Origin of the sequence: Phocicoccus pinnipedialis, from assembly GCF_903994035.1 — a bacterium.
Taxonomy (GTDB): Bacteria; Bacillota; Bacilli; order Staphylococcales; family Salinicoccaceae; genus Phocicoccus; species Phocicoccus pinnipedialis.
The window spans coordinates 1-18,598 of record NZ_CAJEWB010000006.1; the positions used below are offsets into that span (position 1 = coordinate 1).

At 30.6% G+C, this 18,598-nt stretch carries 17 protein-coding genes; 6 read left to right on the forward strand and 11 right to left on the reverse strand.

Annotation, left to right across the window (positions count from 1 at the left end; translation table 11 throughout):
- Nucleotides 1-204: 204 nt before the first annotated feature.
- Genes H9D55_RS02915 through H9D55_RS02930 form a run of 4 tightly spaced genes read right to left on the reverse strand, consistent with a single transcriptional unit; the run spans nt 205 to nt 5,261 of the window.
- Entirely contained in the window at nt 205-1,899 is a 1,695-nt protein-coding gene (locus H9D55_RS02915; protein ID WP_186076927.1) for a CDP-glycerol glycerophosphotransferase family protein, read from the reverse strand.
- Nucleotides 1,899-3,236 carry a teichoic acids export ABC transporter ATP-binding subunit TagH gene (tagH, locus tag H9D55_RS08235; RefSeq protein ID WP_186076720.1) on the reverse strand — a complete coding sequence of 446 codons (1,338 nt, stop codon included), beginning with the start codon at nt 3,234-3,236 and terminating at the stop codon, nt 1,899-1,901. The genes H9D55_RS02915 and tagH overlap by 1 nt, the downstream gene beginning before the upstream one ends.
- Nucleotides 3,237-3,247: 11 nt before the next feature.
- Nucleotides 3,248-4,069 (reverse strand): ABC transporter permease, encoded by an 822-nt coding sequence (locus tag H9D55_RS02925; protein ID WP_186076722.1) that lies wholly within the window; start codon nt 4,067-4,069, stop codon nt 3,248-3,250.
- A gap of 19 nt (nt 4,070-4,088) precedes the next feature.
- Entirely contained in the window at nt 4,089-5,261 is a 1,173-nt protein-coding gene (locus H9D55_RS02930; RefSeq protein ID WP_186076724.1) for a CDP-glycerol glycerophosphotransferase family protein, read from the reverse strand.
- Between the two features lie 117 nt (nt 5,262-5,378).
- On the opposite strand from H9D55_RS02930, the gene tagD reads away from it, so the two are divergent.
- The 4 genes from tagD to H9D55_RS02950 all read left to right on the forward strand — a co-directional run bounded on the left by tagD (nt 5,379) and on the right by H9D55_RS02950 (nt 8,690).
- The gene (gene tagD, locus H9D55_RS02935) at nt 5,379-5,771 is read left to right on the forward strand and encodes a glycerol-3-phosphate cytidylyltransferase (RefSeq protein ID WP_186076726.1); all 393 of its coding nucleotides are present in this window, start codon (nt 5,379-5,381) and stop codon (nt 5,769-5,771) included.
- Nucleotides 5,764-6,900 (forward strand): CDP-glycerol glycerophosphotransferase family protein, encoded by a 1,137-nt coding sequence (locus H9D55_RS02940; RefSeq protein ID WP_186076728.1) that lies wholly within the window; start codon nt 5,764-5,766, stop codon nt 6,898-6,900. The genes tagD and H9D55_RS02940 overlap by 8 nt, the downstream gene beginning before the upstream one ends.
- 45 nt (nt 6,901-6,945) lie before the next feature.
- On the forward strand, nt 6,946-8,181 hold the full coding sequence (locus tag H9D55_RS02945) for an LCP family protein (protein ID WP_186076730.1): 1,236 nt from the start codon (nt 6,946-6,948) through the stop codon (nt 8,179-8,181).
- An 83-nt stretch (nt 8,182-8,264) separates the two neighbouring features.
- Complete coding sequence (locus tag H9D55_RS02950) at nt 8,265-8,690, forward strand: GNAT family N-acetyltransferase (RefSeq protein ID WP_186076732.1); 426 nt, start codon at nt 8,265-8,267, stop codon at nt 8,688-8,690.
- Nucleotides 8,691-8,721: 31 nt separating this feature from the next.
- Here the strand turns inward: H9D55_RS02950 and H9D55_RS02955 are convergent, their stop codons facing one another.
- Genes H9D55_RS02955 through H9D55_RS02985 form a run of 7 tightly spaced genes read right to left on the reverse strand, consistent with a single transcriptional unit; the run spans nt 8,722 to nt 17,467 of the window.
- Entirely contained in the window at nt 8,722-11,385 is a 2,664-nt protein-coding gene (locus H9D55_RS02955; protein ID WP_186076734.1) for a CDP-glycerol glycerophosphotransferase family protein, read from the reverse strand.
- A 47-nt stretch (nt 11,386-11,432) separates the two neighbouring features.
- Complete coding sequence (locus tag H9D55_RS02960; RefSeq protein WP_186076736.1) at nt 11,433-14,054, reverse strand: CDP-glycerol glycerophosphotransferase family protein; 2,622 nt, start codon at nt 14,052-14,054, stop codon at nt 11,433-11,435.
- 15 nt (nt 14,055-14,069) lie between these two features.
- Entirely contained in the window at nt 14,070-14,705 is a 636-nt protein-coding gene (locus tag H9D55_RS02965) for a CpsD/CapB family tyrosine-protein kinase (RefSeq protein WP_186076738.1), read from the reverse strand.
- A gap of 12 nt (nt 14,706-14,717) precedes the next feature.
- Nucleotides 14,718-15,284: a YveK family protein gene (locus H9D55_RS02970; RefSeq protein WP_186076740.1), complete on the reverse strand. Its 567-nt coding sequence runs from the start codon at nt 15,282-15,284 to the stop codon at nt 14,718-14,720.
- A 16-nt stretch (nt 15,285-15,300) separates the two neighbouring features.
- Nucleotides 15,301-16,041, reverse strand: a complete 741-nt coding sequence (locus tag H9D55_RS02975) for a WecB/TagA/CpsF family glycosyltransferase (protein ID WP_186076742.1) — start codon at nt 16,039-16,041, stop codon at nt 15,301-15,303.
- Between the two features lie 35 nt (nt 16,042-16,076).
- A complete protein-coding gene (locus H9D55_RS02980; RefSeq protein WP_186076744.1) occupies nt 16,077-16,886 on the reverse strand; it encodes a hypothetical protein in 810 nt (269 codons plus the stop codon).
- 59 nt (nt 16,887-16,945) lie between these two features.
- Complete coding sequence (locus H9D55_RS02985) at nt 16,946-17,467, reverse strand: competence protein ComK (protein ID WP_209579875.1); 522 nt, start codon at nt 17,465-17,467, stop codon at nt 16,946-16,948.
- A gap of 210 nt (nt 17,468-17,677) precedes the next feature.
- Here H9D55_RS02985 and H9D55_RS02990 point away from each other — a divergent pair, with 210 nt between their 5' ends.
- Complete coding sequence (locus tag H9D55_RS02990; RefSeq protein WP_186076748.1) at nt 17,678-18,133, forward strand: sigma-70 family RNA polymerase sigma factor; 456 nt, start codon at nt 17,678-17,680, stop codon at nt 18,131-18,133.
- Nucleotides 18,134-18,222: 89 nt separating this feature from the next.
- Complete coding sequence (locus H9D55_RS02995; RefSeq protein ID WP_186076928.1) at nt 18,223-18,399, forward strand: YkvS family protein; 177 nt, start codon at nt 18,223-18,225, stop codon at nt 18,397-18,399.
- Nucleotides 18,400-18,598: the final 199 nt, after the last annotated feature.

The window sequence follows — 18,598 nt, forward strand, 5'->3', positions numbered from 1 at the left end:
TCTTTAGTTTGGTATTCTAAATTTAATTGTAAAAATTTAATTTCAGAAGTCGAAATTTCTTATTTAATCTATTTAAATTCTTTATTTAACTTTTCTTATTAATTTTATAAAAATAAGAAGACAATTTATCTTTTAAAATTTTTTTAGAGTTTTTAAGCATATTATTCCCCTTGTTTTTAAAGCTATTGTATTTAGATTTTAAGTTTAATTGGGTAAATTAAAAACATTATCAACAAGTCTTTCAGATGCTTTTCCATCTAAGAATTTAAAATATTTATTTAAAAACGTATCAATTTTATATGTTTCATAATCTTCATTTTCAATTGCGTCCATTAATTCAGTAAAATTATTTACAATTTTTCCAGGAACAAAATCAGTATAATTTACGTAAAAATCTCTTGTTGCAACATAATCTTCTAAATCAAATGCATAAAATATCATTGGTTTTTGAAGTAACGCGTATTCATAAACTACAGACGAATAATCACTTATTAATAAATCGGTGATAAATAATAAATCATTTATATCAGAATAATCATGTACATCAATTAAATATTTCTCATACTTCTGTGGTATTTGTATTTTATTTTGAATTAACGGATGCATTTTAAATAGAATTACAGCATTGTTTTCCAATGCATACTTAGCTAATCTATCTAAATCAATTTTAAAGAAAGGATAGAAAGCAGTACGATGTCCATTTCCTCTGAATGTCGGAGCAAATAAAATCACTTTTTTATTTTTTATATTAGGGTATTTAGAATAAACTCTATTCTTGCCTTTTTCTCTATAATTTTCATCAAAAAAAGCATCCGTTCTTGGAACTCCTGTCGGAATCACATTTTTATCTTTTATTCCAAAAGCTTCACCATAAATAGGTACATCATGTTCAGAAGCTACAAAAGTCTTAGTATAATATCTATGATTTTTATAATGATAAAAATGCCCGCCTTTTTTACCAATTCTACTATATCCTACTGTTTTAAAGGCTCCCACAGCATGCCAAACTTGAATAATTTCTTGATCTTTTCTAAATTTTAAATTTATAAGCATTGGATGATAATCATCTAAAAATATATAGTTTGCTTTGCCTAATAATATTGGAAATTTTATTTTATTGATAAAACTTCTTCGTTCTGAAACATGTCTTTTAAATATAAAGTGTATATTATATTTTCGATCTAAGTTTTTTTCAATCATTTTGTCAAAAACGAACTTTAAATTTCCAGATAACTGGGCTCTTGAATCAGATGTAAATAGCACAGTATTTCTACGTTTTTTATTCAATATTTTAGAAATAGTGAACAAAGACTTAAAAATAAAATCCCTTATGAAAAATGAGTTTTTATTGTATCTTTTTCTGATATTTTGTTTTTTAGATTGTACATAATTTAGTTTGGGTTTTGGTTTTTTAAATGAAATATTGATGATAAACTCATTTAAATCTCTAGCTATTTGAGGAGTAATTGTGTAAATATAGTTTTTAGATACACCTCCGTGTCTAAATTTTACTTCTAATTTCTTTAATAAAAAGTTATTTTTTTGATTTTCAGACTCTAATTTATTATAACTTTCTATTTCATTTTCTTCTAAATCATAAAATTGTGGATTTAAATATTTAGAATCTAATTGGGCTATATTTTTTTTTGTATCTTGAACAATAAGTAAATACCTGCTAGCAGGTAGAAAATCACCTTCATTAATATTTACAGTGTTAATTCTTATTTTAAATTTAGAATTTTCTATATATACCTGATTGGGTTGTAACGAAATTTTTTCTGTTGGATTTTGAATGTAAAATGAACTGGATTTGAGATCAATATTATTTACATAACCTTCAATATATAATTGAACTCTTTCTAAATAAAAATTAGTGATTATAACATCTGTCTTCATAATTAATCTCCTTCTGTATTTATTATAATATTATTATGTACCCAAAACTCTATACCATCTATTTCACCAAAGTACCATGGAGTTTTTGCTATCATAACAATTTTTTTAACTTTAAATTCTTGATTTTTATATTTTTTCATAGATCCAGGAAACAGTTGTTTTTTTCCACCCCATGGGCGACTATACCCATTTCCTTTTCCATTTAATATAAATATCTTATTTGTGGATTCTACTTCTGCATACCCTCTATGTTGAATTTCGCTTGCTTTCATCCACCCTATCACTTTTTCAGTCGAACTTTTTTCATCACTCAATAAATAAAAATCTTCATAATTATAATTTGCCGTCCGAGTAATAAAATAAGACTTATTTTTATAAGAAGCGCTTGAAAATGAACTTTGAACATTCCCAGGACTCTCATAAATTTTAGAATTACCTGCTTTAATATGAGCAATACGACTAACAGGTTTTATTTCCAGTTCTGACGTATGACTAATATCTATTTTACCAGTTTTATATACAGTTAACGCTTCATTTTCTAATTGAACTTCGTACGTTGCTCTAGTCTTAGATAGTTGCTCTCTATATTCATCTCTTTCACTTTTTTTCATATTACTCCATTTGTTAAGAAAAGATTCATAAAGTCTCAGTACTTCATCTTTTTCCCCATATGCTTTAACTTTACCAAATTCTAACCATAATATTTTATCGCAAAATTGTTTCATTTGACTAATTGAATGGGAAACAAAAATCATTGTTTTACCTTGTTCTTTAAATTCTTTCATTTTAGCAAGAGACTTTTCTGCAAATGCTTTATCCCCTACAGATAGAGCCTCATCAATAATTAAAATGTCAGGATTAACACTCACTGAGATTGCAAAACCTAATCTTGATTTCATTCCGCTAGAATAAGATTTTACTGGCTGATCTATAAAGGTACCTAATTCCGAAAATTCAATAATTTCAGGTTCTAGTTCTTTAATTTCTTGTTTACTAAATCCAAGCATTAAGCACTTAAGTTCAATATTTTCTCTTCCAGTTAAATCATTGTTTAATCCTGCAGCGACTGCAATCAGCATAACATTACCACGTGTATGCACTTCACCTGAAGTTTCAGGTACAATACCTGAAATTATATTTGAAAGCGTTGATTTACCTGAACCGTTTGTTCCAATAAAACCAACTACGTCTCCTTCTTCAGCTGAAAAATTTACATTATCTAATGCATAAAATTCCTCACCATATTTGTCCCTATTAAAAATACTCAATAATCGTTCTTTTGTATTTCGATAGAGCTTATATCGTTTAGAGACATTTTTTACCTCAATTACTTTACTCATAAACTCCACCTCTATAAATAATCAATAAAATTACGTCTAAATTTCATGTGTAAAACTGATCCAATTAATAACATAATTAATACTACTCCCCAGAAATATAATCCATATTTCCAATGCTCAACAATATACCAACCTGATCCTAAGAATGAATATCGATATCCGTCAATCACATAGATTAAAGGGTTAAATTTAAGAAATGCATGAATTTTAGGGAAATCTGCTAATATACTTAATGGCCATAAAACTCCTGATACGTATAATCCCATTCTTAATATTGAGTTTAAGAATAAATGCACGTCTCTTACTATTGTAGATAGTGTTGACATGATAAGACCAAACGCAAATGTAAATGCGTATAGACAGAAAATAAAGTATATAATCTGAACAAAATAAATCGAAACGTAATATCCAGCAAATTGATAGATAATAAACGCAATACCTAGCATTCCAAGATGAATGTATAACTTAGAGAAAATTGCAACGTTTGGAATTACACTAAGTGGAAAATTCATTTTTGATAACATTCTAAGTCTTGAGTAAATTGACTTCGATGCCCCAATTGACGCTTGGTAGAAAAATACCCAAACAAGGAATCCGACAATTAGCCAAATAATAAACGGTATTTCTTCTCCTGCAACTTCTACTGGTGCTCTGCTTCTTAATGTACCGAATACAAACCAGTATATTACAATCTGTGTCATGGGGTTTAAAAGCTCCCATAATATACCGAGATAATTATTTTTATTACTACTGACAAGATCATACATAGATAATCTTCTAACAAGATAGAAGTTATCAATTTGTTCTTGAATTAATTTAAAAAATGATTTCATTAATAATATCCCTTCAATTTTATAGCACTCTATTCATGACACGTTTTGATGCTGCGCCATCTTCGAGACTACAATATACCTTTCTAAACTCAGCAAGTCGCTCACTGAATTCAAATTCGCCATTTTCAATCAAATGTACCTGCTCAATAATTTCTGCTGTATCATAAAGTAACGGACCTGGCGCTTCTTTTTCAAAGTCAAAATAAAACCCTCTTAGATTATCTCTATAACTTTCAAGATCGTATGTGAAGAATAAAACAGGTCTGTTTAATATCGCATAATCAAAGAATACCGATGAATAGTCTGTAAGTAGTATATCAGAAATGAGATATAAATCTCTAATATCTTCATATTTAGACATGTCAATTACAAAACCATCATACTTTGATGTATCAATATTCTCAGCAATGAGATAATGCATTCTAAGAAGAATCACATAATCATCAGAAAGTGATTCTCTCATACGTTCTAAATCTAATTTAATATCTAACTTGTACTTACCTCTTTGGTAATACTCATTATCCCTCCATGTCGGAGCATATAGAATTATCTTCTTATCTCTTCTGATACCCATATCAATCTTTAATTTGTTGATGTATTCTTCATTATTACTATTTACTAAGATATCATTCCTTGGATATCCTGTTTCAAGCATTGTTTTATTGAAATTAAATGCTCGTCTAAATATTTCTGTAGAATAGGGATTTGGCGAAATTAAATAATCCCATTTACTAGACTCAGTTGTAAAGTTTTTCTTATAGCTTTCCGTATCTGTTCCTGGCATCAAAACTGCATCCATATCGAGTGCGAGTCGTTTTAAAGGAGTACCATGCCAAGTTTGTAAATATTTTGTTTTCCGAGGTTTTGGTATCCATAAAGGCATTCTACTATTAGAAATCCATAATTTAGCCCTATTTAAAGTAAGTAGCCATTTTAAAGAGAATCTCTTTAGGTATCTAACGTTGTTTTCTTCAAACACATCTACATATCTTCTGTCCACACTCCATACAAGTTCATATTCATTGCCATATCGATTTTTCATATATTCATAAAGTGCTCTTGGATTGTCACTAAATTGTTTTCCGAGGAAACTCTCAAGAACAATCAGTTTCTCATTTTTAGGCAGTACTTTACCTGCTAGAATAAAAATGATTTTGTAAATTTTTAGCAATATCGCTTTTATATTTTTCATTAACTCGTAACATCCTTATTGTTTGTATTATAATATAACTATCTATAGTTTATATTATACCTAATATTGATTAGAATAGATTATATAACAAAATTAATAAAAGATTAAGGTGAAGAAATGAAAAAAGTTATTACGTACGGTACGTTTGATCTTTTGCATACAGGCCATATTAATATCTTGAGACGCGCTAAAGAAATGGGTGACTATCTTATCGTTGCAACATCTACTGATGAATTCAACTCAATCAAACACAAGCATTCATACCATTCTTTTGAGGATCGCAAATTAATTTTAGAAGCAATTAAATATGTAGATGAGGTTATTCCTGAAGAGTCTTGGGACCAAAAAATTTCCGATGTTCAAAAATATGGTATTCATACATTTGTTATGGGCCACGACTGGGAAGGTAAATTCGACTTTTTAAAAGAATACTGTGAAGTCGTATATCTTCCAAGAACTGAAGGCATTTCAACATCTAAAATCAAAAATGATTTAGGTCAAAATGATTAAAGAACTCGCATTGCAACTTTATGTATTATTCGTAAAGTGGTTTTTCTTAATTAACAGAAAAAAGCATCCTCAAAATAAAATTGTTTTCGTTTCTTCTTTTATAGAAAATGCATCAGTGACAATACCTAAATTAATGGTAGAAACTAAAAAAGAAGTCGTTTTTTATAATTTCAGCAAACGACCTTTCGACTATCATCACACCAAATTAACAACTCATAATAAACACGATTATAAAACACATATTAAGATGTTAAGAGATATTGCTACTGCTTCTGAAATTATCATTGATAATTTTTATCCTTTTCTTGGAGCAGCTCGTTTGATTAGAGGAACAATCATTCAAACTTGGCATGCTGTTGGTGCGTTTAAAAAGTTTGCACTTGAAGATCATTCATTAGATAAGAGAAGTATTCTATCCTATAGACGCTTTAAAAAGTCTTATCGAAACATAGATTATGTGCTAAATGGTTCAACCATCATGGGAAATATCTTTAAGAAATCTTTTGGTCTCAAAAATGATTGTTTGCTAAATTTTGGTATGCCATCTAGTGATTTCTATTCTAATCAGGCAAAAGTCTTAGATGCAAAAAGTTATATGACAACGACTTATCCTACCCTTAAAGGACAAACCGTTATCACATATGCTCCAACATATCGCGACAAAATTTTTGAAGTACATCATTTAGAGCTTGATATCAAATACATGCTCGACACTTTACCAGAGTCATACTCAATTATCTTAAGATTACATCCAGCTGTTAATTTCAATGACCAAAGAATTAAAAACAAAAGGGTATTAAATCTATCAAATGTAGAATCTATAGAGAACGTACTATCAATAACTGATATACTAATTACAGATTATTCATCGGTTGCATTTGATTTTGCAAATTTTAACAAACCGATAATTTTTTACCCATATGATTTAAAAGACTACGAACATTCACGTGGTCTCACTGGGGAATACACAAATCTTGTAACTGGAAAAATTGCTTATAATACAATAGAAATCGTCGATTTTATAATCAAAAATAACTTTGATATAAGCGATATAGGATCTTTCAAAAATAAATGGAATGAATTTTCTAAAGGAAATAACACACAGTTATTGATTGAAAAAATTTATTAATACGTTTATATTTGTCTATTGTAAATTAATTAATTGGAGCATATTATGAACAAATTTTTAAAAGCATTAGTTGTACTATTACTACTAGCTGCTATTGTAGCTGTTGTATGGATCGGTTATTTATTTTACACAATAAATAAAGGTGTATCGGATTCATACGAAGATATTGCCGAAGATAGAAATAAATCAGAGTTACGTGATAAAAAAGCGTCTGTTGAAGATAGTTTTACAGTTTTAATTATGGGAATCGATGAAAATGAAAAACGTTCAAAAAAAGAGAACATTTCTAGAGATCAGTTCCGTACTGACTCAATGATACTCGCTACTTTCGATAAGCATTCTAACTCTGTTAAAATGCTAAGCATCCCTCGTGATAGCTTAACGTATATGACAAATGAACAAACTTTTGACAAAGTAAACCATGCGCACGCACTTGGCGGGGTTCCTAGTGCAGTTGATGCAGTTGAAAATCTAGTCAATGTACCTGTCGACTACTACATCCGTTTAAATTTTGATGCTTTAGTAGAAATGGTAGATACACTTGACGGCGTTGAATTTGATGTACCCTTTGATATGGTAGAACCAAACCCTTATGACGATGGTAAAACAAGAGTAAGTAAAGGTAAACAAACGTTAACAGGTGAAGAAGCACTTGCTGTTGTTAGAAGTAGACAATACGACTCAGACTTTGGGCGCGGCGAACGCCAAATGCAAATGATTAAAGCTATTATGCAAAAAGCAAAATCAACTGGTGCAATTGCCAAATACGACGATCTTGTAAACGTAGTTGCACGAAACGTAAACCACAACTTTACTATGAACGAGCTCGGAAGCATTGCAACGTACTTCAGTAAAAATGAAATTAGTTTTGAATCTTCAATGATTCTGGGTGATGATTATTGGGCTTTCAATGGTGCTTACTACTATAAGCCTGCGAATGAACACCTATTTGTTATTTCAAAAACATTGCGAGAAATTTTAAATCTCAATCCACCTATCGCTGATGATTTTGAAAATATTCGTTATGATTATTGGATGAACCCGCAGCAAATTCTTCCAACGGATGTAATTGAGAATTACCATCTAGAAGAAGAGCCATTTTATGCACAAGAAGGTTACGACAGTCCATATGGAACTGGTTTTGACGTAACAAGAGAAACACTCCAACAACACGAAACAGAAGGTGACACTAACATAGACGATGTTGACGGGATGAATAATGAATATTATGATGATGGTACTGAGTATGACGAACAAGACAGTCAAAATAATGATTGGTAGCATCATTATATTTTAAATAGACACATATATGGCCAAATGATCCGTACGATTTGGTCATTTGTGGAGATAAAGAGGCGAATTACATGGAGATTCTCATATCAGATAATAGTAAATATTATCCCGATTGCGTAAAGATTAGAAAAACAGTTTTTGTTCATGAGCAAAACGTTCCAGTAGAACTGGAACTTGACGAATACGAAGATGAATGTGTCCACGTATTGCTCTTGTTAGATAATGAACCAGCAGGTACAGTAAGGTATAGAATTTTTGATGAAACAACTGTTAAAATTGAACGAATGGCTGTATTGAAAGAATACAGAGGTATGCATTTCGGAATGAATCTCATGTATTTCGTACACTTACATGCAAAATCAAAAGGATTCAAATGGGCAAAGCTTGGTGCGCAAACACATGCGATTCCTTTCTATGAAAAAATTGGATATCAAGTATCCTCTGATGAATTTGACGATGCAGGAATACCCCACGTTAATATGATATGTAGTTTATAAATAAAAAGCGAACTCAAAAGAGTTCGCTTTTTTACATCATACTTTTAATACTTTCATAAATTCTTTTTCTGTTATTATGATCTCTATATTTTAATATTCTATCTAGATTTTCGACAGAGTTTACAAATTTATTTTGGATAGCCTCATGAATTAAATCGACTAACTCTTCTTCACTTCCAGCGATATCTCCAACAAAAGTTTCTTCAATTGGTCTTAATAAACCTTTTCTGAAAAATTTATCATCATCAAAATGATAATAAATTACTGGTTTATTCATAAGTAAAAAATCAAAGCTCACACTACTAAAATCAGTTACTAAAAGCGAATGATTAATCAGTAATTCCTGTACGCTTTCTTCCCCTAGCTCTATAAAATCAATATTAGGTCCAGTTTTTAAGTTCTTTGAATTGAACAATGACTGCGCACGATAATGCGGATAAAAGTTTAACCTAATATCATTGACTTCAAGAATATTATTTAAACGTTCATTTGTTAATAAACTTTTATACCTATGGAAATAGTCGCTCGCTTCAAATACTTCTTCATTGTTTAACCAATCTCTCCAAGTAGGCATTAAAAGGATATCTTTCGTTAAGTTATCAAATGGTAGATAGTCAAATCGAGCTAATCCTGTCACAACTATGTCCTCAGATTCATATTGCATGATATCCATGACGATATCTTTCTTCTCTGAATCACTTGAAACAATAAATAAGTCAAACGGGTCTTCGTAGTAAAATTTATGATACTCTACAGGCTTTCTTCCTAATACACCATGTTGTAAAAACACTTTAAAAGTATTCTCATAGTCAAAGAAGCCTTTTGCTGGTTTATACGGTAGAATATTTTCAAAATCATGTGTACATAATAAAACTCCTGCTTGTAAAGAAATCTCATAATGTTCTAAGCTGCCAAATTTCAACACATTCTCACCATGCTTAATCTTTTCATAATCCTTTGAAAATTCATCTATCACATAATATACTGATTCATTCGTTTGATTCCGTAGAAACTCAAACATAGCAAGACCATTTTCTTGAGCTGTATCTCTACGTTCTCCCACTAACCATATATTCGGATTTCTTTTAAATTTATCAGCATCGATTTCTTTTGGCACTACAAATGTTTCGATTTTCAGGTTATTAAATGGAGTTGTTGTTACTAAAAAGTTAACATAATCACCATCCATATTTTCTATAGAAACATGACTGTAATAAGTGTCCTTCTTATAGTCTGAATGTTGGTATTCGATTTTTGTTTTGCGAATCACTTCTCCAATGTCATTTACATACCCTATATAAATATCGATAATGGTTTTATCTTGACTCATTATATTGATTAATTCATGTGGATCTAAACTCAGTTTAAATTCATCTTCGATTGGAAGTATATATTCTTGTTCACTATTTCTATCAATTAGAATCATAGATTGTTGCAAATTTTTGAACTTTTGATTTCCATTTATATATCCCTCAAGAATTAAACCATCAATGTTTTTAATTAACCTTTTTATTTTAGGACGCTTCATGGTAAAGCCTAGATAGCCATCAATTCTTTTATAAAACTTCACTCTTAATATTTCACCAAGATAGTTGTATTCTTCATCTAAAGAATTATCAAGCTCAGTTCTATCAAGTTTGATTTGATAAATCTTTTCTTCGTCCTGTAACATTAATTTCTTTCTAGAAAACCTCTCAATCAAATCATCTATTTCTATCATATATTCACCTGAAGAGATTGGTAATACTTCTTTTATATGATTAGAAACTACATCTGTAATTAATAAGTTTTTGCCTAACATATCTTCTATGTTTTGGTGCTTTAAAACCATACATGCTTTATTATTCCCAATATATTCTATTATTAATTCATCTAAATGAATAATGTGTTCAATTACAGTAAATTCTAGGTATTTAATTTCGTTATTTAGTTCAAATCTATGTTCTTTAGTCTCAAAAATTTGTTTAATGTCAGTGTTTGCGATGATGTTATACATACACTCACCTTTTTGTGCATATAATTTAAATTTTCCTTTTGTAAACTGGTCTAAATTAGAAATAGATATATCATTATCGATTTTTTTTACATCAAATACCTTTACGAATTTATGTGCATATAATGCATAAATATTGTCTATGTCATTAATATGTGTATCTTCAATATTCAAATATAGTGTTTGATTCTTATGTTTAACGTAGTTACAATAAACAGTTCGATCCTTCACTTCATATTCATCTGGAAATCGTAACTTTTGATATACAGATGATATTTGTACTGCTCTTGAAGTGAAGACTTTGTATAACTTTTCATTAAAAATAAATCTTGTTATATTGTTCTCATTGTTTATTTGTCTTTTTACATTCATTTTTTCATCGTTTGACTTAAGTTGAATCGTAAATCCATCAGTATATTCTTCCAAGTAATTTAATGGAATCTTAACAGTTATAAGCAAGTCATTTTTCTTTGTAGATAATTTATATGAATTATCCTTTGTTATTAAAAACGCATGATAATCTGAATAAAAACGGACATTTATATGTGGTTCTATTTCATAAGTTACATAAATGCTTTCTTCTATCTTTTCAAGATGTACTACTGAAATACTTCTTCTAAATTTTTTCCTAAATGACTTAGGAAAGTATCCAGCAAAGTTTGAACTTAAATACTTCGCAAATTTATGGAGCATCTTTTTCATTTGAGAAACCTCTTTATCTATTTGTATATAATAAATTTGATATACCCTTACATAATACGATTCACCCCTGAAACAACCTCGTATATTCTCTTACAATTATCATGGTCGATAAACTTGAATATGCCTGACAGGTCGTCAACATTGGCCTTAAATTCGTCTTTAATGATCTTTTCAATATCACTTATGAGTTGTTCTTCGGTTTCTGCAATATCTCCTAAGAACGTTTCATTTACTGGTCTCAGTATTCCTCTATTAAAGAAACTTGATTCATCGAAATGATAGTACAATACCGGCTTTTTCATCATCGTGAAATCAAAGCTTACACTGCTATAATCTGTAATCAATAATGCATGAGCGATTAGTAAATCTTGGACTGTTCTCTCACCAAGTTCAATAAAGTTCACACGATCATTCGTCTCAAGTAACTCTGTATTAAAGAATGGCTGTGCTCTATAGTGCGGATAGAAATTTAAATACACATTATTTTCATCAAGAATCTCATGAAGTCTCTCATTTTCAATCAGAGATTTATATCTAAGATAATATTCACTTTCTAAGAATGCATCATCTGTATTAATCCAATCTCTCCACGTTGGCATGAGTAGAATATGACTCGCTTTTTGGTCTAGTGGTAATTGGTCAAAACGTGCAAGTCCTGTGACAACAACTTCATCACTGCTATATCCCATTTCTTTCATCACAACATCGAATTTTTCCTCATCTGAAGACACAATAAATAAATCAAAGGGGTCATTATAATATTTTTTATGATACTCTGCTGGTTTACGTCCAAGTACTCCATGCTGCAAGAAGACTTTTAAAGTATCCTCATAATTGAAGAACCCACCTGCTGGCTTGTATGGCAGAATATTTTCAAAATCGTGCGTACACAGCAATACTCCCGCTTCAAGTGATTTTTTAAAATGTTCTAAACTACCGAACGTCAGCACATTATCTAAGTGTTTAATTTTCTCATAATCAAGACTATCTTTTTCAATAACATAATATGCATCAACTGACGTATGTTCTCTTAGATAGTTGAATAATGTGATTCCATTTTCTTGAGCAGTGTCTGATCGTTCTCCGATAAGCCACACGTTTTTGTTTCTTACAACTCTAGTATCTAACGCTTTAGGAACCACGAATGTCTCTATCTTTAAGTTATTGAATGGGGTCGTTGTCACTAAGAAGTGTACGTGATCTCCATTTTCTTTAGTAATTACCTTTTGTTCGTAGTAATTATCTTTTTTATAATTCGAATGTTTATACGTTATTTTTGCTTTAGTAATAATTTCTAAATTATCATCAAGCATACCAACAAATACATCAATGACTGTTTTATCACGACTCATTATCTCTAGTAGTTTATTTGTATTTAATTCAAGGTTAAATTTCTTGTTTATTGGTTCAACGTACTGCTCTCCACTATAACGATCTTCAAAGATCATCACTGTTGTCTCTGAGTTAAATTGTCCTTTTTCTTTTACAAAGCCAGTGAATGTAAAGTCTTTTACATCTGTTATTCGTCTCAACAGTTTCGGTCTCTTCACACTAAATCCAAGATAATCATCACGGCGTTTATAGAAGTGTGCCGTTAAGACCTCGTCCATAAATGTAACTTCTCCAGACATATAATCTTTAATATATGACTGACTGATATCTACCTGATATTTGATATCATCATTGATAATATTGATTTTCTTACGCGTGTAATCATTAATAAGCGCTTCAATCGGTAATTCAACACTTAAATCATCTGACATATCAAATCGTTCTAATACATCCAGTGTAAAGTCATAAATACCAAACTGGGGTCGTTCAATAACACCTATAGAATCGATATCAAATTGAACTTTTACTTTCTCATCTTCTACTTCATTTACAGTAAAGGATTTAGGATAGACTATGTGTTCATTAATATCGATCGTAAATCTATCCTCTACGGATTTAAAATCAAATAAGTAGAGTTTAGAAAACAATTTTAATGATAAGTTCTTTGTATTTGATACTGGATATATTTCATTGTTATTCCCAATATAAAGCTGAGCTCTACCATGAGTTAAATCATCAATATTAAATACCGTTAGTGTTCTTTCATCGTTGACATGCTTTATAAGCTCAACAAATTTATGCGGATATGATAAGAATAACTGTGTTTTATTAGATACTTTAAAATCCTCAAACGTTATATTAAAGGAATCTCTATCTACGTTTAAGTCCCTGATTTCAACTGGGGACTCTTTAAAATTTAATGTCATGAATCTCTTTGAAAGATACGTATCTCTTTTTGCTTTGATATTATATAGTTTTTCATTAATAATATACTGAGTTTTAATTGTCTCGTCATCTGGCTCTCTTTCCAGTTTAATGCGCATTGGCACATCAAATGAATACAACTGAATCATTAAGTTATCAGGTGTGTTATCAAAAAAGTGTCGTGGAAGTTTCACTTTGATAATTCGTTCTTGGTACGTACAATCAAGTGGATAACTGCGATCTTTTATAAACACCTTTGCAGTATAATTCGATATTACTCTTAAATTAATAAATGGGAGCACTTCATATGTAAATGTAAAGTGATCCCATTCTTCATTAATATCGATAAGCTCTATAAACTTAGTAAACTTTTCTCTCACATGTTTTGAAAAATAATTAGTAAATGTGCTCATCTCTACTCCTATTTATTACGATTTTTCTAAATTATTGACAATACCAATAATTTTAATTTCATGTTTCTCAATTAATTGCACGAGTCCATCTAACTCATCGTTGTCCCTGCTACGGTTATCAACAAGTACGACACCATCAACAAAATCTTTTAATGCTTCTAGGTATACGTCTTCATTTTTACTTGAATTGATATCTAAAATGCAAAAGTCAAAAGAGTGTTTAAGTGTCTTAGTCAAATATCTAAATTTATTAGATAGTAACACCATACCCGTTTCATCTTTTTCTAGTCCTGCAAAGATGATGCTTAACCCATAAACGGACGTATCGTAAATCATGTATGAAATATTCTCGTCATGTAGAACAGCATCTGAAACACCTTTACGCATTTGCATATCGAATGTCTCGTTAATTGATGGATTTTCGAAATCTGCGTCTAGGTATACTACTCTACCGCCTAGCTTTGCTAAGCTGATTGCAACATTTGTTGCCACTGTTGATTTACCGTCTCCATTTTTCGTAGACATAAATAGAATGACCTTTTTATCATCACCCGCATAAAATTTCAGTTTTTCTGACATTTTTAAATATGCACTTGATGTTTCATCATTCGGTGAATCAATCACGATTCTATTTCTATTAAATACGTTCATTTCTTCACTCACCTAATATACTTTTATTGTACCTAGTACCGGATATTTTTTAAGAGAATCTGGTCTATCTTCAGAAATTCTTATATTTTTCGGATTTTTTATTACGTTAATTAGCACTCCAATCAGTACGCCAATCAATACGCCTGCAGTGATATACAACACTTTCGGTAATGTAGACACGTTTTTAATTTCTGAAGCTTTACTCAACTTGTTAACCATCACTTCAGAATCAGTAAATATGTTTTCAACGTTTTGTGCGTAACGATTTGCAATTTCCAGCGCGTCTTCTTTGTTATTAAATGAAACATGTATTGAATAAGTATTATCTTTTTGTTTAATATCTACAGCTTTTTCCAATTCAAGCATAGATACATTCCAATTATTTTCCTTAATTAAATCATTCAATATTTTTTCTGATTTAAATTCTTTAGTTAACGGTATTTCTACACCATTATCTTCAAAAGTCACTTGGCTCACTGCATCATATTTATCATTAACAAAAAAATACATAAGTGATGCTGCTACGATACCTACTATCAATGCCCATAAAATCACATTCATCAATTTACTGTTATTCATCGTTTCATTCCTATAATCATTTTCTTTTAAATAATGGTAACTGTTTGACCATAAATTTTAATATGTTTAAGTTTCTTCCAATGCGCTCTGGTTGTTTGATCATTCTATAAAGCCACTCTAAATTTAGCTTAATCCACATTTCAGGCGCGCGTTTTACTGTGCCTGCCAATACGTCGAAACTTCCACCTACACCCATAAACAGGCCTTTTTCGAACTGGTCTAAATTTTGATGTATCCACGTCTCTTGTCTTGGTACGCCTAAAGCAACAAAGACTAAATCCGGTTCGAGCTCTCTGATTTCTTTCGCGATTCGATCATCGTTCATATCGAAATAGCCATGATGACGGCCGACAATTTCAACATTTGGAAAGTTCACTATGATGTGTTCACTCGCTTTTTTGTTTACACTTTCTTCTGCACCCAGTAAATAAACTTTGAGACCATCTTTATTGCCAACGTTTAAAAGGTCAACAAGTAAATCATAACCGGCAATTCTTTCTTTAATGAGTTTTTTATTCATCTTGGCTGCAATGAGGATGCCAACACCATCTGCAATTGTATAATCACTACTTATTACCGCTTCTTTGTAAGCATCATCATAAGTCGTACGGTTTACAATTTCAGGATTCGCAGTAACAATAAACGTTTTTTCATCATTTTTAATTCTAGGTATTAATATAGAATTAAGAAATTGTGTTTTCTCAATATTGATAAATGAGATACCAGAAATATCCACATATTCATTTTGATTTATCATACGACTTCTTCCATTCTACTTTAATTATATACCATCTAATTATCTTTTTGGATGAGACTCTCTAAGTCTTGGTACTTCACAAATCCAATAGTTTCTTTTTCATCTGATTGAATATATGACGGCACTTTTTCTTCGCCTTCAATTTGCACATTTGCATTCACAAACCTGCCTAATATTGTGAATAATCTATGGATTAGGAGAGTCATTTCTTGTATGATGGATTGTGAAATTCGTGCGAGTTCAAGATGAATAATAGGATTTAAGTGTGCACTCTTTGGATAACGATATTTTTTAATGAAATGTGATTCTGATAAAGTCAGTTCTGATCGTGACTTAAACTCTACAATAAAAAACGGTGTGCGTGAGTAGTCCTTAAATGCTTGATTAAATTGACGCTTAAAATGATAGAATTCAAGATGATTTGTTTCTTTTCTAACAAGATATTGCTCTCTATCTTGTTGAATATAAAACACGGTACCATCGTGGACATCGATTTCTGTTAGTAAATCATTGTAGGTATCACATGCTTTTATAAATTGAGTATAATCAAAAAGCAGTAAGTCCGTCTCTCTTTTTTCTATTCCATTATTAAATATTTCAATTTGAGCAGTACTCCCCTCAATCACAATGCGATCTGTGCCATGAAATAGATTACCTATAGTAAGTGATTGAAATTCTTGGAATGGATATTCTCCATAATTTAATTTGCCCGCTTCGTGTGTTAAAAATTCTTGATCTAGAATAATTAATTGAATCAATTTATCTAGTTTTTCTTCCGCAGAAATTTGGTAAGTAAACTGATTTGAACCAAGTTGTTCGCTCTTTACTTTAACAGTTAATTTCAAACGTTTCAGCCCCTTCTCATGATACTAATTTTAAGATACATCTATCCGTTTTTACAAGTTTATTCATTTGAATTACTCATATTATATATAATTGTATCATTATAATTCATGTGATTGCGGTTGTCTCTTGCTATAACAAACTTTCCATATTGATCATTTAAAAACAAAGCTCTTGTATATTGTCTTTCAAACGCTGTGATCGATATAGGGATATCCAGTTTAGAACCATTAGTGAATTCAACAATTACCCCTGTATCACTCTCTTTAAATGCGTAGCATTTACTTAAATTAATCCAGTAGTTATTTAATTTAAACTGTTTTTCAGGAAGTGGAAATAATAAAAATCCATTATTTGTAGTAAAGATAATGGGAGTAAGCCTGTGGACGTTGAAGTGTATTTTTGCATGATATTTTCTTGCCTCTATATTGGTCGCGTAATATCTTTTCAAGGTATCATCGACCCATTTTGTCGTTGTTTTTGTACTATATGCCACTTGGTTCGTAAATACTGCACGTGATGTGTACTTTACATCCATAATTGGCTCTATGTAAATACAATGGTTTGTAAGTTCGATATGCATGTATTTTCCTTTCTGTCACTGAGCGTTCACTTCGTATATCTACCATAACTTTTAGTTATATATAAATTATATGACATTATCGCTTAAAATTCATTAACAAAAGTTAACTTAAAGTTAACTTTAGTTCGTTATGCGTTTGGCGTTTTGTTAAAGACATTCATATAATTTATTTATCCGGAAATGAAACGATCGATCAGATTGAGAAAATAAATGAAAGATATTAAGACTTATGAACCTATGATTATGAGCATCATTAAAAAACTTGGCATAAAGTATCACATTGATGAGTATATGCAAATTGGACGTATTACAGTCTTCACTGCACAAAATACATTCGATGAAGAAAAGGCAAAATGTACACAAGACCAATATATATATACGAGAATCTACCAGCGTCTTATAGACACAATTAGAAAGGAATCAAACTACCAAAAATATCACACAACTACTGAAGACACCCTCATGACTACGCATTCGTATAGAGATCAATATGATTATATCTATTTTGAAGATCTCAAAACAAACTTGAATGAACGTGAACAATATGTTTTTACTTATCTGTTAAATGGCTATAGCATATCAGAAATTTCAGTAATGCTTGGTGTATCAAATTCAACCGCAAAAAATATAAGGAAGAGTATACGAGAGAAGCTAAGCAAAGTTTGAACACTTGAAAACCATATGATTTTTTAGTATAATAATTTGACTATGCGTTTGGAGGGGTTCCTTTGAGTAAGAAAGAAGAAGAAATCGAAATCATCCCAGCTGAAGTCGGAGATTTTGTTGAGTTCAATGACGGTCGACTGGGTAGAGTTGAAAAAGTAAATGAAAACTCTGTCATTGTAGATATTACAATAAATGAGGACTGGGACGAAAATGAAGATTTCGAAAAAACAGTCGTCAATCATAAACGCTACAAAATTCTTAAATAATTTAAAAAGGTGTACTCTTATCTTTAGAGTACACCTTTTTTCTATTCATATTGCGTTTCAAAGAAGTCACTGTCTAACCCCTTCTTATCAAAGAAACGATTATATGAAATAACTCGATGATCTCTGATCATTTCAAGTACATCTGGATCTACCATAAGCGTCTTCTAAGTATCTCCCATTCACATACAAGCTGTCTTGG